Annotated in this window: 23 protein-coding genes; 20 read left to right on the forward strand and 3 right to left on the reverse strand. The window is 68.4% G+C overall.

What is annotated here, in order from left to right:
* Positions 1-653, reverse strand: a 653-nt coding sequence (locus tag JWN21_RS01815) for a cold-shock protein (RefSeq protein ID WP_299645696.1), incomplete at its 3' end; no start/stop codon positions are given.
* Positions 654-845: 192 nt separating this feature from the next.
* Between JWN21_RS01815 and JWN21_RS01820 the strand changes: the two genes are divergently transcribed.
* From JWN21_RS01820 to rpoN, 6 genes are all read left to right on the forward strand, one after another.
* Positions 846-1,652: a TerC family protein gene (locus tag JWN21_RS01820; RefSeq protein WP_299645697.1), complete on the forward strand. Its 807-nt coding sequence runs from the start codon at positions 846-848 to the stop codon at positions 1,650-1,652.
* Entirely contained in the window at positions 1,649-2,272 is a 624-nt protein-coding gene (locus tag JWN21_RS01825; protein WP_299645698.1) for a ribonuclease D, read from the forward strand. The genes JWN21_RS01820 and JWN21_RS01825 overlap by 4 nt, the downstream gene beginning before the upstream one ends.
* Positions 2,265-2,933 (forward strand): LPS export ABC transporter periplasmic protein LptC, encoded by a 669-nt coding sequence (lptC, locus tag JWN21_RS01830; RefSeq protein WP_299645699.1) that lies wholly within the window; start codon positions 2,265-2,267, stop codon positions 2,931-2,933. Before JWN21_RS01825 ends, lptC begins: the two co-directional genes overlap by 8 nt.
* Positions 2,934-2,938: 5 nt before the next feature.
* Positions 2,939-3,460, forward strand: a complete 522-nt coding sequence (locus JWN21_RS01835; RefSeq protein WP_299645700.1) for an LptA/OstA family protein — start codon at positions 2,939-2,941, stop codon at positions 3,458-3,460.
* A 122-nt stretch (positions 3,461-3,582) separates the two neighbouring features.
* Positions 3,583-4,356 (forward strand): LPS export ABC transporter ATP-binding protein, encoded by a 774-nt coding sequence (gene lptB / locus JWN21_RS01840; RefSeq protein ID WP_299645701.1) that lies wholly within the window; start codon positions 3,583-3,585, stop codon positions 4,354-4,356.
* A gap of 2 nt (positions 4,357-4,358) precedes the next feature.
* Entirely contained in the window at positions 4,359-5,816 is a 1,458-nt protein-coding gene (gene rpoN / locus JWN21_RS01845) for an RNA polymerase factor sigma-54 (protein WP_299645702.1), read from the forward strand.
* Positions 5,817-5,866: 50 nt separating this feature from the next.
* Here the strand turns inward: rpoN and JWN21_RS01850 are convergent, their stop codons facing one another.
* Both JWN21_RS01850 and JWN21_RS01855 read right to left on the reverse strand, forming a co-directional pair.
* The gene (locus tag JWN21_RS01850) at positions 5,867-7,678 is read right to left on the reverse strand and encodes a DUF885 family protein (RefSeq protein ID WP_299645703.1); all 1,812 of its coding nucleotides are present in this window, start codon (positions 7,676-7,678) and stop codon (positions 5,867-5,869) included.
* 172 nt (positions 7,679-7,850) lie between these two features.
* Positions 7,851-8,810: a flagellin gene (locus tag JWN21_RS01855; protein WP_299645704.1), complete on the reverse strand. Its 960-nt coding sequence runs from the start codon at positions 8,808-8,810 to the stop codon at positions 7,851-7,853.
* A gap of 228 nt (positions 8,811-9,038) precedes the next feature.
* Between JWN21_RS01855 and JWN21_RS01860 the strand changes: the two genes are divergently transcribed.
* The 14 genes from JWN21_RS01860 to JWN21_RS01925 all read left to right on the forward strand — a co-directional run bounded on the left by JWN21_RS01860 (position 9,039) and on the right by JWN21_RS01925 (position 21,385).
* Positions 9,039-10,340 (forward strand): sigma-54-dependent Fis family transcriptional regulator, encoded by a 1,302-nt coding sequence (locus tag JWN21_RS01860; protein WP_299645705.1) that lies wholly within the window; start codon positions 9,039-9,041, stop codon positions 10,338-10,340.
* Positions 10,337-10,696 carry a flagellar hook-basal body complex protein FliE gene (gene fliE / locus JWN21_RS01865; protein WP_299645706.1) on the forward strand — a complete coding sequence of 120 codons (360 nt, stop codon included), beginning with the start codon at positions 10,337-10,339 and terminating at the stop codon, positions 10,694-10,696. The genes JWN21_RS01860 and fliE overlap by 4 nt, the downstream gene beginning before the upstream one ends.
* A 1-nt stretch (position 10,697) precedes the next feature.
* On the forward strand, positions 10,698-12,362 hold the full coding sequence (gene fliF / locus JWN21_RS01870) for a flagellar basal-body MS-ring/collar protein FliF (RefSeq protein WP_299645707.1): 1,665 nt from the start codon (positions 10,698-10,700) through the stop codon (positions 12,360-12,362).
* Positions 12,359-13,369 carry a flagellar motor switch protein FliG gene (gene fliG, locus JWN21_RS01875; protein WP_299645708.1) on the forward strand — a complete coding sequence of 337 codons (1,011 nt, stop codon included), beginning with the start codon at positions 12,359-12,361 and terminating at the stop codon, positions 13,367-13,369. The genes fliF and fliG overlap by 4 nt, the downstream gene beginning before the upstream one ends.
* On the forward strand, positions 13,362-14,063 hold the full coding sequence (locus JWN21_RS01880) for a FliH/SctL family protein (protein ID WP_299645709.1): 702 nt from the start codon (positions 13,362-13,364) through the stop codon (positions 14,061-14,063). The genes fliG and JWN21_RS01880 overlap by 8 nt, the downstream gene beginning before the upstream one ends.
* Positions 14,057-15,376 carry a FliI/YscN family ATPase gene (locus JWN21_RS01885; RefSeq protein WP_299645710.1) on the forward strand — a complete coding sequence of 440 codons (1,320 nt, stop codon included), beginning with the start codon at positions 14,057-14,059 and terminating at the stop codon, positions 15,374-15,376. The genes JWN21_RS01880 and JWN21_RS01885 overlap by 7 nt, the downstream gene beginning before the upstream one ends.
* Before the next feature lie 2 nt (positions 15,377-15,378).
* Positions 15,379-15,804, forward strand: a complete 426-nt coding sequence (locus JWN21_RS01890; protein ID WP_299645711.1) for a hypothetical protein — start codon at positions 15,379-15,381, stop codon at positions 15,802-15,804.
* A 1,317-nt stretch (positions 15,805-17,121) separates the two neighbouring features.
* On the forward strand, positions 17,122-17,949 hold the full coding sequence (locus tag JWN21_RS01895; RefSeq protein WP_299645712.1) for a flagellar hook-length control protein FliK: 828 nt from the start codon (positions 17,122-17,124) through the stop codon (positions 17,947-17,949).
* Positions 17,950-17,964: 15 nt separating this feature from the next.
* Positions 17,965-18,555, forward strand: a complete 591-nt coding sequence (fliL, locus tag JWN21_RS01900; RefSeq protein ID WP_299645713.1) for a flagellar basal body-associated protein FliL — start codon at positions 17,965-17,967, stop codon at positions 18,553-18,555.
* 3 nt (positions 18,556-18,558) lie between these two features.
* Complete coding sequence (locus JWN21_RS01905) at positions 18,559-19,500, forward strand: flagellar motor switch protein FliM (protein WP_299645714.1); 942 nt, start codon at positions 18,559-18,561, stop codon at positions 19,498-19,500.
* A complete protein-coding gene (fliN, locus tag JWN21_RS01910) occupies positions 19,497-19,790 on the forward strand; it encodes a flagellar motor switch protein FliN (RefSeq protein WP_299645715.1) in 294 nt (97 codons plus the stop codon). Before JWN21_RS01905 ends, fliN begins: the two co-directional genes overlap by 4 nt.
* Before the next feature lie 5 nt (positions 19,791-19,795).
* Entirely contained in the window at positions 19,796-20,062 is a 267-nt protein-coding gene (locus JWN21_RS01915; RefSeq protein WP_299645716.1) for a flagellar biosynthetic protein FliO, read from the forward strand.
* Positions 20,063-20,184: 122 nt separating this feature from the next.
* Positions 20,185-21,015, forward strand: coding sequence for a flagellar type III secretion system pore protein FliP (gene fliP / locus JWN21_RS01920; RefSeq protein WP_299645717.1), 831 nt, complete (start codon positions 20,185-20,187; stop codon positions 21,013-21,015).
* Between the two features lie 100 nt (positions 21,016-21,115).
* Positions 21,116-21,385: a flagellar biosynthetic protein FliQ gene (locus JWN21_RS01925; protein WP_299645718.1), complete on the forward strand. Its 270-nt coding sequence runs from the start codon at positions 21,116-21,118 to the stop codon at positions 21,383-21,385.
* Positions 21,386-21,465 lie beyond the last annotated feature (80 nt).

Here is a 21,465-nt window from a genome sequence, read left to right on the forward strand (position 1 = left end):
CCACCGGCCCCGCCGAAGCCGCCGCCCCCGCCCGCACGCGGGCCGCGATCCCCGCCACCGAAGCCGCCGCTCTCGCGAGGCTCGCGCGGTGCCGGACGATCGCTGACCGCCATCGGCTCGCCATCGATCTTGAGCTCGGTTGCCGAGATGCGACCGCCGCGATCCACCAGCGTGAAGCCGAGCGGCTGACCTTCGGCGAGCGCCGTCAGGCCTGCCTGCTCGACCGCGGAGATGTGGACGAACACGTCCTCGCCGCCGTCATCACGCACCACGAAGCCGAAGCCCTTCTGTGCGTTGAAGAACTTAACCACACCGGTGCCCTCGCCGACGACCTGCGGGGGCATGCGGTTGCCGCCGCCGCCGCCGCCACCGCCGCTGAAGCCGCCACCGCCGCCGCCACGGAAACCACCGCCGCCGCCCCCATTGCCGCCGCCGAAGCCGCCACCGCCGCCGCCACGGAAACCGCCGCCGCCGCCAAAGCCGCCGCTACCGCCGCCGCCGCCAAAGCCGCCGCCGCCGAAACCACCGCCGCCCGCGTTGAACCCGCCGCCGCCGAAGTCGCCGCCGCCGCTCGGCTCGTCGCCACCAAAGCCGTCGCGCTTGTCACGACCACGCCCGCCACGATTGCCGCGGCCACCTTTATCGAAACTCATAACCCTGTCAGTCTTCCCGGCTCGTCCAAGCTCTTGCCACCCCCCGTCGGACGACAGACGGAGGGAGTCGGGCGCGAAACCTTCTGCGCCTCAATTCCGCCATAGCCTATTCCTTGTCGCCCTGCGACTCGATTCGTGCAGGCGCGAAGTGGATCATTGCCTTACCGTGGCCGGAACGGCACAGGTGGACGCATGACAGACATCATCACCCTCTTCTCCGACCCGGCGACGTGGATCGCACTGCTGACGCTGATCGTGCTGGAGGTCGTGCTCGGCATCGACAATCTGGTGTTCGTCGCGATCCTGTCGAACAAGCTGCCGCCCGAGCAGCAGCGCCGCGCGCGGCGGATCGGGATCGCGCTGGCGTTGATCCTTCGCCTCGTGCTGCTGGCGGCGATCGCCTGGATCATCTCGCTCAGCGCGCCGCTGTTCGACCTGGGATGGGTGGGACCGGTCGGCGAACACGGGCAACCGGCGTTCGAGACCGCCTTCTCCGGCCGCGACCTGATCCTGATCGCAGGCGGGCTGTTTCTGGTGTGGAAGGCGACCAAGGAGGTCCACCATGCGGTCGACCCTGAGGCGTCCGGCGACATGCTGGACAAGAAGGGACATGTCGCCGTCAGCTTCGGGGCCGCGATTGCGCAGATTGCCGCGCTCAATCTCGTCTTCTCGATCGATTCGATCCTGACCGCGATCGGCATGACCGACGACGTCCCGGTGATGGCGGTCGCGATCGTGGTCACGGTCGGGATCATGTTCCTCGCCGCCGATCCGCTGGCCAGGTTCATCGAGCATAATCCCACGGTGGTGATGCTGGCACTGGCGTTCCTGCTGATGATCGGCGCGGTTTTGATAGCCGACGGTTTCGGCGTGCATGTGCCCAAAGGCTATATCTACGCCGCGATGGGCTTTTCGGTGCTGGTCGAGCTGCTCAACATCCTGGCGCGCAAGCGTCGCGAACGGCTGGCTGCTGCCGGCACCGCGGGAGCGGCGCATTGACCGTTCACCTGCACGAGGAAGACCTGCCCGCCGATGCGATGTTCGCGCCGGGTGCCGCGATCGCTGTCGACACGGAGACGATGGGCCTGATCACGCCGCGCGACCGGCTGTGCGTTGTGCAGCTGTCGGACGGTGGTGGCGACGAGCATCTGGTCCGCTTCTCGCCGGGCAGCGACTATGCCGCGCCGCGCCTCAAGGCATTGTTGGCAGATCCGGCAAGGTTGAAGCTCTATCATTTCGGGCGTTTCGACATCGCCGCGCTCCAGCATTATCTCGGCATTCTCGCAGCCCCCGCCTGGGACACCAAGATCGCCTCGCGGCTGATCCGTACTTACACCGACCGGCATGGACTGAAGGAGCTGGTTAAGGAACTGCTGGGCCAGGATCTCTCCAAGCAGCAGCAGTCGTCGGATTGGGGCGGACCCGACTTGTCGGACGCGCAGCGTGAGTACGCCGCGTCGGACGTGCGCTTCCTCCACCGGCTCAAGGACGAGCTGGAACGACGCCTCGTGCGCGAGAACCGGATGGCGTTGGCCCAGGCCTGCTTCGATTTCCTGCCGACCCGCGCCGCGCTCGATCTTGCCGGCTGGCCCGAGATCGATATCTTTGCTCATGCTTGATGCCCGACTTGGCTCAGGGCCTGTCTCGGCGCCGGCACGACGCGAGCGCTCGACTCGCCAGCAATGGGCGGCGCCGGGCGGCAGTCACGACAAGCTGATCGGCCTGCTCTCGTTCGCGCTGCCCGTCGGTGTCGGTGTGCTCGCCGCCTTCCTGGTCATGGCGCCGATCTACTCCGGCGGCGACGTGTCGTTCGTGCTCGACAAGAACGAGGTCGAGGTGGCCAAGGAGCGGATGAAGATCCAGGCCGCGCAATATCGCGGGCAGGACGCGAAGGGCCAGCCATTCACGTTGGACGCCGGCTCGGCGGTGCAGCGCACCTCGGCCGAACCGGTGGTGGAACTCAACGACCTCAACGCGCGCATCCGGCTTAGCGACGGTCCCGCGCGGCTTACTGCGGGCAACGGCCGGTACGACATGGACAACGAGCAGGTGCAGGTGGACGGGCCGGTGCGCTTCGACGCCGCCAATGGCTATCGCCTCGACACGCACGACGCATTGGTCGACCTCAAGACCCGGCGCCTCGTCGGCAGCGGCGCGGTGACCGGCAACGTCCGGCAGGGCAGCTTTTCCGCCAACCATCTGCGTGCCGACCTGGAAGGTCGCACGGTGTTGCTGGATGGCAACGCCCGCTTGCGCATCCAGCCGCGAGGACCAAGATAGGACCCATGCGCGCGTCCCTGCTCCTGATCCTTGCCCTCGTCACGCCGCTGAATGCGCAAACCCGCCACAACACCAACGCGCCGATCGACTTCGGCGCCAATCAAATTGAATTGCAGGACCGCGCCAACCGTGCGGTGCTGTCGGGCAACGTTTCGGTGCGTCAGGCTGACCTCAACCTCACTGCGGCCCGGATGACGGTCGCCTATACGGGGCAGGTGGTGGGCGGAAACCCGCAGGTGTCGCGGCTGGATGCTTCGGGTGGAGTGACGGTTCGCCGCCCCGATCAGACGGCGCGCGCGTCCTATGCCATCTACGACCTCAACCGGCGCGTCATCACCATGCTGGGCGCGGTGACGCTGACGCAGGGGCCGAACACGGTCAATGGCGGGCGGTTGACGCTCAACCTCGACACCGGCCGCGCGGTGATCGACGGTTCCTCGGTGGGCAGCGGCGGCGCCAGCGCGGCCGGGACGAGGACGCGCGGGGGCCGCGTCACGGGCACGTTCTCCGTTCCCAACCGCAACTGAGCGGCTAAACACGATACGGGCTGGCGAAGCGTCGCGAACTCATGCAGGAATCCTGCCAAGGCGGTTGGCGATGCTGTTGGGCGTAACGAACCGTTAACCACTGTCTGCGAGGCCCGCGACGCATGGATGCCCTGACCCAGACGCTGCCCTCGTCGTTGGACGAGCCGCCGGTCGACCGCGGTCTGCAGGTCGTGTCGATCGCAAAGTCATACGACAAGCGCACGGTGCTGGCCGATGTCTCCGTATCGGTGGGCCGTGGCGAGGTGGTCGGGCTGCTCGGCCCCAACGGGGCGGGCAAGACGACCTGCTTCTATTCGGTCATGGGCCTGGTAAAGCCCGATTCGGGTCGCATCATGCTGGATGGCGACGACATCACCGGTCTGCCCATGTACCGGCGCGCGATCCTGGGGCTGGGCTATCTGCCGCAGGAAACCTCGATCTTTCGCGGGCTGTCGATCGAGAAGAACATCCTCACCGTGCTCGAGCTGTCCGAGCCCGACAAGGCGGTTCGCCAGCAGAAGCTCGATACGCTGCTCGACGATTTCGGCCTTACCCGCCTGCGCGCCGCGCCCGCCATGGCGCTGTCGGGGGGCGAGCGCCGCCGCGCGGAGATCGCGCGTGCTCTGGCTGCCGATCCGTCGATCATGCTGCTCGACGAGCCGTTCGCCGGCATCGATCCGATCTCGATCGCCGACATCCGTGACTTGGTAAAGGACCTCAAACGCCGCGACATCGGCGTGCTGATCACCGATCACAACGTCCGCGAGACGCTCGACATCGTTGACCGCGCCTACATCATCTATGACGGCCGGGTGCTGTTCACCGGCTCGCCCGAAGCGCTGGTCGCCGACGAGAATGTCCGCCGGCTGTATCTGGGCGAGAGCTTCGAGCTGTAATCATGAGCTTGGCTCCCCGCCTCGATCTGCGCCAGTCGCAGTCGCTGGTGATGACGCCGCAGCTGCAGCAGGCGATCAAGCTGCTCGCGCTGTCCAATCTGGAGATCGAGGCGTTCATTGCCGAGGAGGTCGAGCGCAACCCGCTGCTCGACGCGACCCAGACGGACGAGGTCGTGCGCGCCGAGCCGGTCGAGCGCGAGGCGGCGGGTGCGGACGAACTGGTGATGGGCGGAACCGCGACGGGCGAGGCGGCGCTGGACGTCGATGTCGCCGCCGAGCGGTTCGACGACGGGCCCACCGAAGCCGCCTTGTCCATCGGCTCGATCGGCGGCGGTGCTGGTGGAGAGGAACTGCCCGACCTCGATTCGCTCGGCGCGCCGCCGGCCAGCCTCGCCGATCACCTGCTCGCGCAGGCGGGGGCGGCGGTGGATGCCGCCGACCTGTTCATCGCCCACCACCTGATCGATCAGATCGACGAGGCCGGGTATCTGCTTGTACCGCTGCTCGACATCGCGCTGCGGCTGGGTGTGCCCAAGGCACGGGTCGAGGCGGTGCTCGCCACCGTCCAGACCCTCGACCCGACCGGCGTCGGCGCGCGCGACCTGTCGGAATGCCTCGCGCTGCAGGCCAAGGAGGCGGACCGCTACGATCCGTGCATGGCGCGGCTGCTCGACAATCTCGATCTGCTCGCGCGCGGCGACCTGGCGCGATTGAAGCGCATGTGCGGCGTCGACGACGAGGACATGGCCGACATGATCCGCGAACTGCGGGGGTACGATCCAAAACCGGGCTGCCGTTATGGCGGCGAGCCGGTCCAGTCGGTGGTGCCCGACCTGTTCGTCGCACGGACAAAGGCCGGCTGGGCGATCGAGCTCAACGCCGCGACGCTGCCGCGCGTGCTGGTCAACCGTCGGTATCATGCCGAGCTGTCCTCGGGACCGCAGGACAAGGCGGCGAAAGCGTGGCTAGGCGACATGCTCGCCAGCGCCAACTGGCTGGTAAAGGCGCTCGACCAGCGGCAGCGAACGATCATCCGTGTCGCCACCGAGATCGTGAAGCAGCAGGAAGCGTTCTTCCTTCACGGCGTCGCGCACCTCAGGCCCATGACGCTCGCCCGCGTCGCCGACGCGATCGAGATGCACGAATCGACGGTCAGCCGCGTGACGTCGAACAAGTATCTGAGCTGCGCACGCGGGCTGTACGAGCTCAAATATTTCTTCACTTCCGCGATCCAGGCGGCAGACGGGGGCGATGCGGTATCGGCCGAAGCGGTGCGCAGCGCGCTCAAGGCGTTGATCGCGGCGGAGGGCGATCAGGTGCTGTCGGACGATACGCTGGTCGAGCGATTGCAGGGCAAGGGCTTCGACATCGCCCGGCGCACCGTCGCCAAATACCGCGAAGGCATGGGCATCGGCAGCTCGGTCCAGCGCCGCCGTGCCCGCGCGCTGGAGCGCGCCTGAACAATGCCGGCGCTGGAGCGCGCCTGAACAATGCCGGCGCTGGAGCGCGCCTAGCTCTTCTTCGTCGCGATGTAGCGGTTCACTTCCTCCTCCAGCACGTCCAGCGGCAGCGCGCCCTGCGCCAGCACCGCTTCATGGAAGTCGCGGATATCGAACCGCGCGCCCAGGTCGCGCTCCGCCTTCGCGCGCAGCTCGGCGATCTTGAGCTGACCGACCATGTAGCTCGTCGCCTGGCCGGGATTGTTGATGTAGCGATCGACCTCGCGCGCGATGTCGGTATCGCTGATCGAGCTGTTCGCCTTGAAATAGGCGACCGCCTGCTCGCGGGTCCAGCGCTTGGCATGGATGCCGGTGTCGAGCACCAGCCGGATCGCGCGCCAGACCTGCAGCGACAGCATCCCGAACTCGGCATAGGGGTCACCATAGGCGCCCATCTCCTTCGCGAGCCGCTCGGTGTAGAGGCCCCAGCCCTCGGAATAGGCGCCATAGCCGCCCATCGTGCGGAAGCGCGGCAGCGACGGCAGCTCCATCGCGCGGGCGATCTGGAAATGATGGCCCGGCGCGCCTTCGTGAACCGCGATGCCGGTCAGCTGGATCTTGTGCGACTGCGTCATGTCGGCAAGATTGACGTAGAAGATGCCAGGCCGCGATCCGTCAGGCGCCGGCCGATTGTAGAACGCGGTCGACGCGGTGCCCTCGCGCCACTTCTCCACCGCCCGCACCTCCAGCCCGGCCTTGGGCAGGACGGAAAAGAAGCGCGGCGCGGCCGTCATCATCGTCGCCACCACCTTGCGTGCGTCGGCCAGATAGGCTTCGCGACCGGCGTCGGTGTTCGGGTATTTATGGCGCGGGTCCGTGCGGACTTGTTGGAAGAACTGTTCCAGCGAGCCCGCGAAGCCGACGCGGCGTTTGACGGCCTCCATCTCGGCGCGAATCGCAGCGACCTGACGCAGGCCGAGCTGATGAATCTGGTCTGCCGTCATTTCGGTCGTCGTCGCGCCGCGCAGGCGGTTGGCGTAAAAGGCGGCGCCGTCGGGTAGCGCCCATGCGCCGTTGTTGCCGGTCGCCTTGAGTTCGACCTCGTCGAGCGCCGCGAACATGGTGTCATAGCCGCGCCTGAAGGGCCCGGTCAGCGCCGCGCCAGCGGCAGCGATCAGCCGGTCCTTCTCGGCCTGTGCCACGGATAGCGCGCCGACCTTCTTGCGAAAATCCGCCATCACTGCCGAATCAGGACCATCCACGAAGGGGGCACCGGCGAGCACCTTGCGACCGTCCGCCCGTACCGGCGCGAAGTTGAGGCGCGGCGGGACGATGCCCAGCGCCGCCTGTTCGCGCATCAGCGCCGCCGTCTCGCGCATCACCCGCTCCGTATCGCGCAGGCGGGCGACGTAAGCGTCGGCATCGGCGACGCTGCCGACACGGTGATTGTTGATCAGGAAGACGGGGATCGAACCCATCGGGCTGCCGTTGGTCGACGCCGGGAAGCCGTGTTTGCGGAAACGAAAGCCGTCGCGGCCGCGCACCACCTGTTGTTCGAACAAGCGATAGCTCAGCCGCCCGCTCGGCCCGAGCCGCTCGGGCGAGAACTGCCGCCGCATGTCGGCCAGCTGCCGTTCGCCAAGATCGCGACGGCGCACATTGGCGGCATCGGTATGGTCGTTGAGCCGATCGTAATTGGTCTTCAGTCCCAGCGCGGTCTGCGTCTCCGGGCTGGTCGCCACCTGTTCGTCGAACGCCTTGTCGAGGAACGCGACCAATCGGGCATCCTCGATCGCTGTCGCTGTGGTCGCGGGCGGTTGCCGCGTCAGTTGCGCATGGGCGGGGGAAGCGAGGGCGAGCAGCACGAGGGACAAGCGGAACATGGTGGCCTTTCTGGCGAAGGAACGGCCACACGATAGTCGGCACGTCGCGCGATGCAACGAGCGAGCACGCACGAAACCCCGACGCGCGTTGCCGCGTGCCGGGGTCCGTTTGCCCTCCGCCAGAGGGCCGGCGCCGACACCCTTTCGGGGGCGGTGCCGGCGCCGAGCCGGATTACTGGAGCAGCTTCAGCACGCCCTGCTGGCTCTGGTTCGCCTGAGCGAGCATCGCCGTCGACGCCTGGGTCAGGATCTGGGCCTTCGCCAGCGCCGCCGTCTCGGCGGAGAAGTCCGCGTCCTCGATGCGGCTGCGTGCGTCCGTCAGGTTGGTGACGTTGTTGGTCAGGTTGTTGACCACCGACTGCATGCGGCTCTGTGCCGCGCCCAGGTTGGCGCGAACCGAGTTCACGTCCTTGAGTGCGGTGTCGAGCGTCGCCAGCGCGCTGCTCGCCGTCGTCTGCGAAGTGATGCTCAGCCCGGTCGTTGCCGCCGTTGCCGCGGTGCCGACCTGCGCGGTATCGTCCGACGTATCGGCCGGCGTGCCACCATCGGATGCCGCGACGAAGTCGCTGCTCGCCGCGACTGCAGCCGAACCAGTGATCGACGTCAGATTCAACGCCTTGATCTTCAGGTCGACCGTGTCGGCGCTGTTGGCGCCGGTCTGGATCGACACGACCTTGGTGTTGCCGTCTGCCGTCGCCGTTTCGGTCGAAGCGGCATTGGTGAACAGCGTCACGCCATTGTACTTCGAATTGCTCATGATGTCGCTGATCTGCGTGGTCAGCTGCGACACTTCGGCCTGCAGATTGGCACGATCGTCATCGCTGTACGTGCCCGACGCGGACTGAACCGCCAGCTCGCGGACGCGCTGCAGCATGTTGGTCAGTTCGCCCAGCGCGCCCTCGGCGGTCTGCGCCATCGAGATGCCGTCATTGGCGTTGCGGATCGCCTGGTTCATGCCACGCACCTGGCTGGTCATCGACGACGCGATGGCTAGGCCGGCGGCATCGTCCTTGGCGGTGTTGATGCGCTTGCCGGTCGACAGGCGCTCCATCGCCGTCTGCAGGCTCATGTTGGCGCTGGTCGACGCATTCGCGGCGCGCAGCGATGCGGTGTTGGTTCCGATCACAGTCATGAGAAAACTCCTTCGTTGCCTGACGCCCCCCCGCCGCCCCCTGAGCGGAAGGGCCGAGCCGTCACGATGGATAACGGCCGTGTCGCCGGTGGCTTTAGGAGAAAATCGACGGCGGCCTCGCGTGCGCGTGAGCGGGCGTCGCGCCCGGAAAAAACCTGCCGGGCGGCAACGCGGTTAACGGTCGCTTTACCACCTTGGCCGCATCTGGACCCGTCAGAGGGGTTTCTCATGCGTTCGATCTTCCCGTCAGCCGCCATCACTACCCGCCGCTTCGCGCTGGTCTCTTCGCTTCGTGCGCAGGGGTTCGGCGTCGGCACGTTCGGCAGCGGTCTGCCCGCACCGGGCGACCTGTTCCTGATCGCCGATGGCGAGGTGGCACCGGCGCCGGCGCGCACCGTCATCATCGGCGAGGAGGGCCGCTTCGTGCAGCCCGCCCGCGACGGTAATCCGGCGCGCATTTCGTTTGGGCAGGCGGACGCACGCATCGGCTACGGCTTTGCGCGCGCGCTCGTCGCCGGGCCCGACATGCCGACCGCCGCCGATCCGGAAAGCCTGGCGCTACTGGCGCTCGCCGAGCGCGTCGCACAGGCCGACATCACCGTGCTGATCAACGGTCCGACCGGCACCGGCAAGGAAGTGCTGGCACGCACCATCCACAATCAATCCCCCCGGCGCGCGGGGCCGTTCATCGCCATCAACTGCGCCGCGTTGCCGGAATCGATGCTGGAAGCATTGCTGTTCGGGCATCAGAAGGGTGCGTTCACCGGCGCGGCGGGAGCCAGCGAAGGTTTTTTCCGGGCGGCCGACGGCGGCACGCTGCTGCTCGACGAGATCGCCGAGATGCCGTTGTCGCTACAAGCGAAACTGTTGCGTGTGCTGCAGGAGCGCGAGGTAGTGCCGCTCGGCGCGTCCGTGCCGCAATCGATTGATGTCCGCGTCATCGCCTGCGCCAATCGCGACTTGCAGACCGAAGTTGCCGCCGGCCGCTTCCGTGCCGATCTCTATTATCGGCTGGCGGTGTTTCCGCTTGCCACCAAGCCGCTCGCGGAACGGCCGGAGGATATTGCCTCGCTCGCGGCGACCATGATCCTGCGTCATGTCGGCAACCGTGCGACAGTGCCCTGGCCGACCTCCGACGCACTAGACGCGCTGCTGCGCCACGACTGGCCGGGCAATGTCCGCGAGCTGGAAAACGTGATCCAGCGTGCGTTGCTGTTCGCTGGTGGCGACACGATCGAAGCGAGCCACATCGTCTTCGATCGCGCGATCTCCTTCACCTTCCTGCCGGCGATGCCGGTTGCGACACCGGTGCCGTCCGCAGCGCCGCCCGCCGATGCCACGCTCGGCAAGGTCGTGCAGATGAGCGAGTTCCAGGCGATCCGCGACACGCTCAACGCGTGCAACGGCAGCCGGATCGAGACCGCGCGTCGGCTCGGCATCTCGGAGCGGACGCTGCGCTATCGCCTCGCCAAGGCGCGCGAGCAGGGCGAAGACATCGTCGCCCCGCATAGCTGGGCACGCCGCGCATGAGCGGCATCTCGTCCATCGGCGGCGCGATGAGCGTCGACCGCGTCATGCAATTGCGTGCGGAGATCCTGGCGCGCAACGAGGCGCTGTCGCGTGCCGGCGCAACCGGGCCGACGGAAGCGCCGTCGAAGGCGGGGCCGACCAGCTTCGCCGACACGCTCGAAACGGCGCTCAAGCAGGTCAATGACGGTCAGTCGGAAGCGTCGCGCCTGTCTGCCTCGTACGAACGGGGCGAGACGGTCGACATCGCCAAGGTGATGCTCGCCCGCCAGCAGGCGTCGATCGGGTTCGAGGCGACGCTGCAGGTCAGGAACAAGATCCTGTCCGCCTACAAGGACATCATGAGCATGTCGGTGTAAGATGAGCACGGCTCTCACCACCCCAATAGCTTCTGGCGCAACGGCGCTTCCGGAGCGCTTCGCCAACCCACTGCAACAGATGCGCGGGATGCTGGCACAACCCGCCGTGCGCCGCTCGCTGCCGATGATCCTGATGGTGGCGCTGATCGGTGCCGCCGCGCTTGCGTGGATGTCGTTGTCGTCCGCGCCGCAGAAGCCATTGTTCAGCGGCCTGCCCGATGCCGACAAGGCCGCGGTCACGTCTGCGCTGCAACAGGGCGGCATCGCCAGCAGCATCGACGAGGGCACCGGCTCGCTGACCGTGGCCGAAGAAGATTACAGCCGCGCCCGCATGTTGCTGGCGGGGCAGGGCCTGCCCAAAGCCGCTCCCGGCGGGTACGCGCTGCTCGACCAGCTGCCGATGGGCGTCAGTCGCGCCGTAGAGGGCGAGCGATTGCGCCAGGCCCGCGAGACCGAGCTTGCCCGTTCCATCCAGGAGATCGACGCCGTCGCCGACGCCCGCGTCCATCTCGCCACGCCCGAACAATCGGTGTTCGTGCGCGACAAGGCGGCACCGAGCGCCAGCGTCATCGTCAAGCTACAGGCCGGACGCTCGCTGTCGGATGCGCAGGTGTCGTCGATCGTCAACCTCGTCGCCTCTTCGGTGCCGGGGATGAAGCCCGATGCGGTGACGATCGTCGATCAGCTCGGCGCGCTGCTGTCGAAATCGGGCGGTGCGGACGCGGGCGAAGCGGCGGGCGACAAGCGCATCGCGTTTCAGCGCCGCGTCGAGGAAAAGTATCGGCAACAGCTCACCCAGCTGCTGACGCCGCTCTATGGCGCGGGCAACTTCACCGCCGAAGTGCAGGCCGAGGTCAATCTCGACGAGACGCAGGCGACGCGCGAGAGCTATGACAAGCAGGGCGCGCTGCGTGCCGAGACGGGCAGCTGGACGGGCAATCAGGCACCAGGTGCTGCGGCGCCGGGCGGGATTCCCGGCGCGCTGTCGAACACGCCGCCGCCTGCCTCGACGTTGGAAGCGCCGCAGCCCGCCATCGGCACAAGCGGCGACGCGAGGCCGGTAGCGGGCGGATCAGGCGTGAACGGCGAAAAGCAGTCCGACAATTACCAGCGCGCCTATGATCTTGGCCGCGAAGTATCGGTCACGCGCAACATGCCCGGCACGGTGCGTCGCCTGTCCGTAGCGGTGCTGCTGCGGGAGCCCGACAAGGGCCGCCGGTCGGGGCTGGAAGTGCAGCAGGTCACCGATCTGGTGAAGAGCGCGGTCGGATTTGACGCGGTGCGCCAGGACCAGGTTACCGTCATCTCACGCAAGTTCGCAGGGGTGGAAGTTGCGGTCGAGAGCGGTCCGGCGTGGTATGACAATGCCTGGCTGCCGGTACTTGCAAGAAATGCAACTGCGATCCTGATCGCGCTGCTGGTGCTGTTCCTGGGTGTGCGGCCGCTCGCCAAGGCGCTGATGAAGAAGCGCGAGGACGCCACCCCACAACAGATGCTGAGCGTCGGCGCGGACGGCATCGCGGTCGCCGCGCCCATCGGGCTCGACCAGCTCGCCGGGGCGCGGGCGATGGACGATCGGCTGGGCGTGGTGCGTGGCTTCACCCGCGACAATCCCGCGCGCGCCGCGCTGGCGGTGCGCGACATGATCAAGGCGGACGCGAAGTGACGGCGGTTGCGCAGCGCACCTACACCGGCGTCGAGCGCGCCGCGGTGCTGATGATGCTGGTCGGCGAGGAGGAGGCCGCGGCCATCCTTCAAAAGCTCGACCCCGAAGAAGTGCGCCAGCTCGGCAAGGCGATGTTCGCGGTGGCGGACGTCAGCGAGCAGGCGGTCGAGGACGTGCTCGACGACTTCGTCGACCGCGCCCGTGAGCGTTCGTCGATCCAGTTCGACCCGCGCCCGCGCATCGAGGCGGTGATGAACAAGGCGCTGGGCACCACCAAGGCGGACAGCGTGCTCGCGCGCATCACCCCGTCCGACGCCGCGTGCGAGCTGGAGATGCTCGAATGGATGGACGCGGGCGAGATCGCGGCGATGATCGAGAAGGAGCATCCGCAGATCGCCGCCGTGCTGATCGCCAACCTGGACCCGCAAGTCGCGGGCCAGGTGCTGGAGCTGCTGCCCGATGCCTGTCAGCCCGACATCCTGCACCGCATCGCGCGGCTCGGCCCGATCACGCCTGAAGCGGTGGAGACACTGAAGGGCGTGCTCGCAGCCCACACGGGCGGTTCGACGCAGGGCGGCGTGACGCTGGGTGGCGCGCGCGAGGCGGCGAAGATCCTGTCCGGTGCACGCAAGGCGACCGAGCAGCGCGTCATGCCCAAGCTGTTCAAGCTGGATCGCGAACTGGCCAAGCAGATCGAAGAGGCGATGTTCGTCTTCGAGAACCTGCTGGAAATGGACGACAAGAATTTGGGCTCGCTGATCCGCAACGTCGACGGCGAGATTCTGGTCAAGGCGCTCAAGGGCTGCGACGAGGCCGTGCGCAACCGCATCCTGGGCTGCATGTCCGCACGCGCCGCCGACGGCATCCGCGACGAGATGGAAGCGCGTGGGCCCACCAAGCTCGCCGAGGTGATGGAAGCGCAAAAGGTGATGATCAAGATCGCTCGCGCGCTGGCGAGTGACGGCACGATCCAGATGGGTGGCGGGGCCGACGACGACTATGTCTGAGACATTCCGGGCCGGCTTCGCCGCCCGCCACGCCGCCGCCGCCGAGCTGTTGCAGCAGGCGTTCTCGCCGGTGCCGCGCGATTTCGCTGCGGTGGCCGTAGGTGCCGCGACGCCGCGTCATTTCAGCCCCGCCGATCGCGGGACCAACCCGACGGCGGGGTGGAACCCGCTGGATGCCAACGCCGCGCCGTCCGAGTTCCTCGATCCCGTCGCCACCGCCCATGCCGCCGGCTTCGCCGAGGGGCAGGCCGCCGCGCTCGCCGCCGCCACCGAGCGCGGTGCGGTGGATCGGGCGCTCCTCTCCGGTCTCGCGGCGGCGCTCGCCACCTCCGGGCGCATCGACCGCGAGCGTGTCGCCCGGCAGATCCGCGATACGGTGCTGCTGCTGGTGACGAAGCTGGTCGGCGAGGCGGGGGTCTCGCCGGACCTGCTCACGCAGCGGGTGGCGACCGCGACCGAGCTGCTCGCCGACGCCGCCGAGTCGGCGCTGCTGCGACTGCATCCCGATGATGTCGCGCTGGTCGAGGGGCGGCTGCCGTCCACCGTATTCGCGGTCGGCGATGCCGCAGTGGCGCGTGGCGGATTCGTGCTCGAAAGCGCGTCGACGGTGGTCGAGGACGGACCCGATTTGTGGCTCGATCAGCTTGCTGCGGCGATCGACAAGGTGGCGGTGCCTAGCACTCCGTCATGCTGAACCGCTTCGCGACCGACTATCTCGACACGCTCGCGGGCGCCGACTTCACCGCGCGCCCGCGCGTGTCCGGCCGCCTGTCGTCGTTCGACGGCCTGTTGATGGAAGCGATCGGCCTGCAGCTGCCCGTCGGCACGGTTTGCCGGGTCGGCGATCGCGTCGAGGCCGAGGTGATCGGTTTCCGCCAGGGCCGGACGCTGCTGATGAACCTGGGCGGGCCCGCGCCGCTGCTGCCGGGCGCGCGCGTGCAGCCGGTCGGGCCGCCGGGTGAGGCCGAGGTCGGCACCGCGCTGCTCGGCCGCGTCGTCGATGGCGCCGGCAAGCCGATCGACGGGCTGGGCGCGATCAGGGGCGCGCGGCACTGGCCGCTCGCGGGCAAGCTGCAGGGGCCGCTCGATCGCGGCCGCGTGCGCGAGCCGCTCGACGTCGGCGTGCGCGCGATCAACGGCCTGCTCACCATCGGCCAGGGGCAGCGGATCGGCATCATGGCGGGATCGGGCGTCGGCAAGTCGGTGCTGCTCGGCATGATCGTCAAGGCCGCCGCCGCCGACGTGGTGGTGATCGGCCTGATCGGCGAACGATCGCGCGAGGTCGCGGATTTCATGGAGACCAAGGTCGCGGGCGAGGCGCGCGCGCGCTCCGTCGTCGTCGCGGTGCCCGCCAACCATTCGCCGGTGCTGCGGATCCGCGGCGCGCTGCGCACGCACGCCATCGCCGAAGGCTTCCGCGCCGAGGGCAAGCGCGTGCTGCTGATCATGGATTCGCTGACCCGCGTGGCGCATGCCGGGCGCGAGATCGGGCTGGCGCTGGGCGAACCCGCGTCGGCGCGCGGCTATCCGCCGTCGGCGATCGCGATGCTGCCCAATCTGATCGAGCGCGCGGGCGCGTGCGTGACCAGCGGCGGCTCGATCACCGCGATCTACACCGTGCTGGCGGACGGCGACGACGGCAACGACCCCGTCGTCGACGCCGCGCGCTCGATCCTGGACGGCCACATCGTGCTCAGCCGGGCGCTGGCGGAGCGCGGCGTCTATCCCGCGATCGACATCGGCCCGTCGGTCAGCCGCGTGATGACCGACATTGTCGGGGTCGAACACGTCCGCGCCGCGCGCGTGCTCAGGCGCCATCTGGCGACCTACGAGGAGAATCGCGACCTCATCCTGATGGGGGCCTATCGCGCCGGCGCGGACCCGCAGGTCGACGCCGCCGTCGCCAGCCATCCCGCGATCACCGCCTTCATTCGCCAGGATGCCGACGAAGTCGTGTCGCTGGCCGATTCGGCCGCCGAGTTGACCGGCGTGTTCGGCGCCGACTAGCGATGGGGGCGAGCGCGAAGCAGCTCGCGCGCGTCAATCGCGTGCGTACCGTTCAGCTCTCGCTCGCACGCGCAGCGCAGGCGCAGGCGGAGGCGCATGCCGCCAGCGAGTCCGCGCTCAACAGCCGCATCGCGCAGCTGGCGGCGGCGATCGCGCCCGCGCCGGTAGCGGGTGCCGGCTTCTCGTTGTCGGCAGCGGCGCATTATCGCGACCGGCTGCACCAATCCGCGCACCTCGCGGCCTCGCGCGTCGAAGCTGCCGAGCAGCGCGCGGTTGCCGCGAGCGATGCCGCGCAGGCGGCCGAACGCGACCTCAAGGCGGTGGAAAAGCTCCAGTCCCGCGCGGATGCCGATGCGGCGCTGGCGGCGATCCGGGCAATGGAGGGTGCACCGATGCCCGTCCGCCGGCTTCGGCACGATCCTTGCTGATCGAGCTGCGTGACGTTGATTGCAGCCCTTTCGCCGGTCCTCTCCCCGACCGATCCGCCGACCTCCACGCCCGGCGCGGGCGAGGCATTCGCCCCGGTGCTGGCCGCGTTGCTCGGCACCTCTCCGCCAACAGGAATGGAAGTGGCGGGCGTGCCGGTGCCGTCGCCCGGAACGACCTTGCCGCCGGACGGCAGCCGATTGCCGATCGAGGTTGCGGTTGCCGTGCCCGAACTCGCCCCCACGCCTTCCGCCACGCCCGTTGCAGTCCGGTCCCGCGCGGCCGACTGGACCCCGACTTCCGCCGCGGAAGAGCCTGGAGCCGTCCCGGCGAAGCCAGAGCAGACCCTGATGAAGTCAGGGCAGGCGGGAGCGGAAGTGGGTCCGACCGAGCCGCCGGTCGGGCGCGGTGCGCTTGCCAAGCCCGAACTGCCCGTGGAATCCGACCCGCAGCTCACGCCTTCTCGACGCCCACACGCTGCGTCTGAACCCGGAGCACGACCGCTCCGATTCGCTGCTCCCGTGCCCGAGCTGGCGAGCGCTGAAGCGGCAGCTGGTCCGGTTCGATCGGTGGAGGCTCATTCGACTGAGCCATTGCCGCTCGAGCAACCCGCCCTGTGTCAGCCCTTACCAGCTGTGCTCGGCTCTCCGCCTGCTCCAACGCCCGACGAGGCCGGTCCTGTTAGCGCGCCGGCATCGACCTCCTCACCTTCGCGAGCACCGATGCCGGACGAGCATCGCGTGCCTGACGGGGTGACGATCTCTCCCGTGAATGTGCCGGCATCGGCACCATCGTCGCGGCCTGACCTCCGCTCGCCAAGACCCGTGGCGGACCCTCGGCCGGACAACGAGCAGTCTGCACCGTCCACCTTGTCGCACCTCGCCACGGGGGCGGCCGGTGATCATCCAAGGGAGGCAAGCGCCCGGTTGCCGTCACCGGCCTCGCCACTGCCAACCGTCGTCGCAGCACCGGAACCTGTGTTGCCGATGGCGGAGCGAGCTGCAGTGCCCGCACGCGGCCGTGCTGCCAAGCTGGCCGTCGCCCCGCTTGTGCACGCAAGTGAGGGGCAGCAAGCGGCGGCCGTCACGGAGCCGGTTGCCCAGCCTACTGCGCCCGTTGCCATGCGGGTTGCGGCGCTGCCGCAACCGTCATTTGTCTCGCTCGCGCCCGCGACGCGGCACGCCCACCCGGTCGATCGATGGATGACCGCGCCGTCGGCAACCCGGCGACTGGACGCGGCACCGACAGCGGCACCGGACGAACCGATTGGCTCCCCCACGACGGTCTCCACGCCGGGGGGCGGTAGCCCGGGTTCCGCCGTGACGCAGGCAGCGATCGTGTCGCTGACCGGCGGTCAGCCGCCCGTGACGCTGCCCACCGCCATAGCCACACCGCAAGCACCAATATCCGTCGCACCGAATTCTGCCCTCGCCCCGCCCACCGGCGCGCCGCCGCTGCCCATCGTTGCTGCGTGGCATCCGCCGGTCACTACCTTACGGGACGCACCGGTTGACGACGCGCCGGTGACGGGCGCGCGCGCGGATCAACCTGCATCGGCGCTTTCGGTCATACCAGCGGCGCCCGGTGCGCCGCGACCGATCGTTCGTCCGGCGCTGCAGGCGTTCGGGGCAGCGCTGCACCGCGCCGCGGCCGCCGAGCGCCGTCCCGCACCGGGTGGGGCAGAGTTGCCGCCGCTCTTCGTCTTTCCTGCGACGGTGGCGCCGAGCCTCACCGCGCCCGGCATCGCCGCGCCGATCGACGTGATGCAGGCGCGCTGGCCGGAGGCGATGGTGGCGCGGATCGAGCACATCCGCGACGCGCAGAACGCGGCCGATACGCGCATCCGCCTCCACCCCGACGCGCTCGGGCCGATCGACGTGACGGTTCGGCGGGAGGGCGAGGCGGTGCACGTCCACCTCGCCGCCGCCGATCCCGCCACCGCGCGGCTGCTCGCCGATGCGCAGCCGCGCCTCGTCGAGCTCGCCGATGCCAAGGGGCTGAAACTCGCGCAGTCTGGCGTCGACGGCGGCGCCGGCAATCCCGGTGGTGACCGCCGGCAGGCGCCCGCGCCGCAAGCCGTGCTTCCGCCGCGTCCGGCATCGGCACGCGACGTCACCGAGTCTTCATCCGAAACCCGTCTCGCCTAAGCAGGAACCCGATCGATGGCCAACACCGACGCGAAAACCGATGCGCCCAAAAAGAAGGGCAAGAAGAAGCTGATCGTCATGGCCGCCGCCATGCTGGTGCTGGTCGGCGGCGGCGTCGCCGGTGGCCTTTATGCCGCCGGCGCAGGCGATGGGAGCGAGCATGCCGGCCCCAGACTGGTGCCCAAGAGCGAGCAGACGAAGGGGGTTCCCAGGGAGGGGCAGGCCGAGGAGGCCGGCGCGAGCGGCGGCGTCGGCAAGCCGACGCCGGAGGGGCAAGGCGGAGACCCATACGCCTCCAACTATTATTCGTTCGAAAAGGAGTTCACCTCCAACCTGCGCGACTCCGTTCACTTCGTGCAGGTCGGCGTGGCCGTGTCGACGCCCTATGACGAGACGGTCGTCGAGAACCTGAAGACCAACGAGATCGCGGTCCGCTCGGCGGTGCTGATGGCGCTGGGCGACACCACGGAAGAGCAGATCTTCACCAGCGAGGGCAAGCGCGAGCTGCAGAAGCGACTCACCGCAGCGATCAATGCCACCCTCAAGCAAAAGGAGGGGTTCGGCGGCATCGGTAACACTTACTTTACCAGTTTCGTCGTTCAGTGAGGCATGGTTAACGCCCCGCCAACGACCGACCGCCGCGAGCGCATCCGCCCGGATGCGTCGCAGCATGCGCTGGGGCAGACGCAGCTCAATCCGTTCGGCGACCTGCATACGCTCCAGCACCTGTCGGCCCGCCTGGCGCGGGCGCTGAAGGGTGTCTGGGAGCCGTTGCTGCGCCGCGAAGTGCGCAGCTGGGCGGAGCCGCTCGCCGTGCAGCGCTTCGCCGATTATCGCGCCGAGCGCTCCGATACGCTGACCGCCTGGCTGCCGATGACGATCGGGCTGGCCGGGGGGCAGCCTGGCACCGCGCTGATCGTGCTCGACGGCGGCTTCGTGCTGGAGATGCTCGACCTGTTCTTCGGCGGCAACGGGGCCGCGATCGCGCACCGCCCGACCGAATTCTCGCCGGCCGCCGACGCCATGATCGCGCGGCTCGGCAGCAGCCTTGCCAGTCAGCTCAAGGCGGCGTGGGAGCCGCTCGCCAAGCTGGAATTCCGCCCGGGCCGGGTCGAGAACAACGCCGCCGCGGTGACCGGAATCGATGCCGATGACGCCGCCGTCGTCACCCGTTTCGGTCTCGCCGGCGGCACGGGCTCGCCGGTGTTCGTCGATATCCTCTACCCCGTCAGCGCGCTGAAGCCTCACGCCGCGACGCTGACCGGCAAGGTGCTTGACAAGGCCGAGCCGGACCCGGCCTGGCGCTCGGGCCTCGCGCGGTCGGTGATGAACGTGCGTTTCCCCGTCCGCTCGGTGCTCGCCGAGCCGGTGGTGCCGTTGCAGGTGCTGCTGGCGCTGAAGCCCGGCGACGTCATCCCGATCACCGTCGCCGCCGCCGTGCCGGTGATGGTCGGCCGCGACCGCTTGGGCGCGGGCACCGTCGGTACATCGAACGGCCGCGCCGCCATCCAGTTAACGTCGCTACACCGCATCGAAGGAATACACCCATGAACGACATGAGCGGCGGGTTTCCTGTCGATTCTGCGCTGGCGACCAATTTCCGGCTGCTCCAGGACGTCGACGTCAAGCTGACCGTCGAGATCGGCTCCACCGAACTGACGCTGCGCGAGTTGCTGGCGCTGGGCGAGAGCTCGGTGATCGAGCTCGACCGCCAGGCCAACGAGCTGCTCGACGTGTTCGTCAACGGCACGCTGATCGGTCGCGGCGAGGTGGTCACCGTCGGCGATCGCTTCGGCGTGCGCATGACCGAGCTGGTCAACCCGGACAAGAAGGCGGCCTGAGGCCCATGCTGTGGACCTATATCCTCAAGCTGGTGATCCTGCTGCCGCTGGTGTGCGGGCTGATGATCGGCTGTCTGTACCTGTGGCGGCGGCTGGAGAGCCGCATCCCGGGCAAGCCGTCGACACGCTTGATTAGCGTCAAGGAAACCATGATGATCTCGCCCGGCCTGCGCCTCGCGGTGCTGGATTTCGAGGGCAAGCGGTTGCTCGTCTCGGTCGGGCGCGGCGGGGTCAATCTCCTCGACAAGGTCGAGGGCGGGGCGGGGTCGTGAAGGCCAGTGTCACTCGTCACGGTTACGGACCGGCGCTGATCAAGGAGCGTTCCTCAAAGCCCTTCCCCGGCGAAAGCCGGGGCCTGGTCGGCCGCGCCGGCGGCAAAGCCGGGGTTGGCCCGATGCGCGCGACTTGGCCCCGGCTTTCGCCGGCGAAGGGCGATGGGGCATCTCGGCTGATCGTGATCATCCTTGCGCTGATCGTCGCGGTCTTCATCGCCGTCCCCGCCTTCGCGCAAACCGCACCTCCGGCACCCGGCGTAGGCGATGCAGTCGACCGCGCGCTCGGCCAGCTCGGCGGGCAGTCGCAGGGCCAGTCGGGCAGCCTCAGCCTGTCGCTGCAGGTCCTCATCATCATGGGGCTGCTGACGATCCTGCCGGGGATCGTGCTGATGATGACCAGCTTCACCCGCATCGTCATCGTGCTCGCCGTGCTGCGCCAGGCGTTGGGGCTTCAACAGACCCCGCCCAACCAGGTGCTGATCGGGCTGTCGCTGTTCCTGTCGCTGTTCGTCATGGCGCCGACCATCACCGAGATGAACCGCACCGCGATCCAGCCCTATGCCAACGGGCAGCTCGCCGGCACACAGATGATCGAGGCGGCGGGCAAGCCGCTGCACGCCTTCATGGTCAAGCAGACGCGGATCAAGGACGTGACGATGTTCGCCGAGATGGCGAAGTCGGGCCCCTACGCCGCGCCCGCCGACATCCCCTATGCCGTGCTGCTGCCGGCGTTCGTCACCAGCGAGCTGAAGACCGCGTTCCAGATCGGCTTCCTGATCTTCCTGCCATTCATCGTCATCGATCTGGTCGTCGCCACCGTGCTGATGAGCCTGGGCATGGCGATGATGTCGCCGACGATCATCTCCATGCCGTTCAAGCTGCTGCTGTTCGTGCTCGTCGACGGCTGGGCGCTGACGATGGGGTCGTTGGCGAACTCGTTCGTGACCTGACGCCACCGCCGCCACCTTCAACGCTCGTCCCGAGCGAAGTCGAGGGACAGACAACGACCAATGCGTCTCGACTGCGCTCGACACGAACGGAAAGATCGTAATGGACGCCGAATATTTCCTGACCGTCGCCAACCAGACCATGTGGGTGCTGGCGCTCGCGTCCGCGCCGATCCTGGTGCCCGCGCTGGTCGCCGGGCTGGTGCTGGGCATGGTGCAGGCGGCGACCTCGATCAACGAACAGACGCTGTCGTTCATCCCCAAGCTGGTGGTGGTCGCGTTCTCGATCCTGATCTTCGGGAGTTTGATCCTGGGCCTGCTGACGGATTTTACCGTCGCGCAATTCGAGCGGATCGGGGACGTCGTTAAATGAGCACCGTCACCCTGAACTTGTTTCAGGGTCCATGCGAGACCTCGAAGCGCGGTCCGTCGGTCGACCGTCTCGCGTGGATG

Source organism: Sphingomonas bacterium (genome assembly GCF_028292945.1).
Lineage (GTDB): Bacteria > Pseudomonadota > Alphaproteobacteria > Sphingomonadales > Sphingomonadaceae > Sphingomonas.

Coding starts and splice junctions, on each gene's coding strand:
- lptC (WP_299645699.1), top strand. CDS start 2,265: ATGCTTGATGCCCGACTTGGCTCAGGGCCTGTCTCGGCGCCGGCACGA.
- JWN21_RS01890 (WP_299645711.1), top strand. CDS start 15,379: ATGGGGGCGAGCGCGAAGCAGCTCGCGCGCGTCAATCGCGTGCGTACC.
- JWN21_RS01905 (WP_299645714.1), top strand. CDS start 18,559: ATGGTTAACGCCCCGCCAACGACCGACCGCCGCGAGCGCATCCGCCCG.
- JWN21_RS01880 (WP_299645709.1), top strand. CDS start 13,362: ATGTCTGAGACATTCCGGGCCGGCTTCGCCGCCCGCCACGCCGCCGCC.
- fliN (WP_299645715.1), top strand. CDS start 19,497: ATGAACGACATGAGCGGCGGGTTTCCTGTCGATTCTGCGCTGGCGACC.
- JWN21_RS01925 (WP_299645718.1), top strand. CDS start 21,116: ATGGACGCCGAATATTTCCTGACCGTCGCCAACCAGACCATGTGGGTG.
- JWN21_RS01835 (WP_299645700.1), top strand. CDS start 2,939: ATGCGCGCGTCCCTGCTCCTGATCCTTGCCCTCGTCACGCCGCTGAAT.
- JWN21_RS01860 (WP_299645705.1), top strand. CDS start 9,039: ATGCGTTCGATCTTCCCGTCAGCCGCCATCACTACCCGCCGCTTCGCG.
- fliP (WP_299645717.1), top strand. CDS start 20,185: ATGCGCGCGACTTGGCCCCGGCTTTCGCCGGCGAAGGGCGATGGGGCA.
- fliE (WP_299645706.1), top strand. CDS start 10,337: ATGAGCGGCATCTCGTCCATCGGCGGCGCGATGAGCGTCGACCGCGTC.
- JWN21_RS01820 (WP_299645697.1), top strand. CDS start 846: ATGACAGACATCATCACCCTCTTCTCCGACCCGGCGACGTGGATCGCA.
- fliF (WP_299645707.1), top strand. CDS start 10,698: ATGAGCACGGCTCTCACCACCCCAATAGCTTCTGGCGCAACGGCGCTT.
- lptB (WP_299645701.1), top strand. CDS start 3,583: ATGGATGCCCTGACCCAGACGCTGCCCTCGTCGTTGGACGAGCCGCCG.
- fliL (WP_299645713.1), top strand. CDS start 17,965: ATGGCCAACACCGACGCGAAAACCGATGCGCCCAAAAAGAAGGGCAAG.
- JWN21_RS01885 (WP_299645710.1), top strand. CDS start 14,057: ATGCTGAACCGCTTCGCGACCGACTATCTCGACACGCTCGCGGGCGCC.
- rpoN (WP_299645702.1), top strand. CDS start 4,359: ATGAGCTTGGCTCCCCGCCTCGATCTGCGCCAGTCGCAGTCGCTGGTG.
- JWN21_RS01850 (WP_299645703.1), bottom strand. CDS start 7,678: ATGTTCCGCTTGTCCCTCGTGCTGCTCGCCCTCGCTTCCCCCGCCCAT.
- JWN21_RS01915 (WP_299645716.1), top strand. CDS start 19,796: ATGCTGTGGACCTATATCCTCAAGCTGGTGATCCTGCTGCCGCTGGTG.
- JWN21_RS01855 (WP_299645704.1), bottom strand. CDS start 8,810: ATGACTGTGATCGGAACCAACACCGCATCGCTGCGCGCCGCGAATGCG.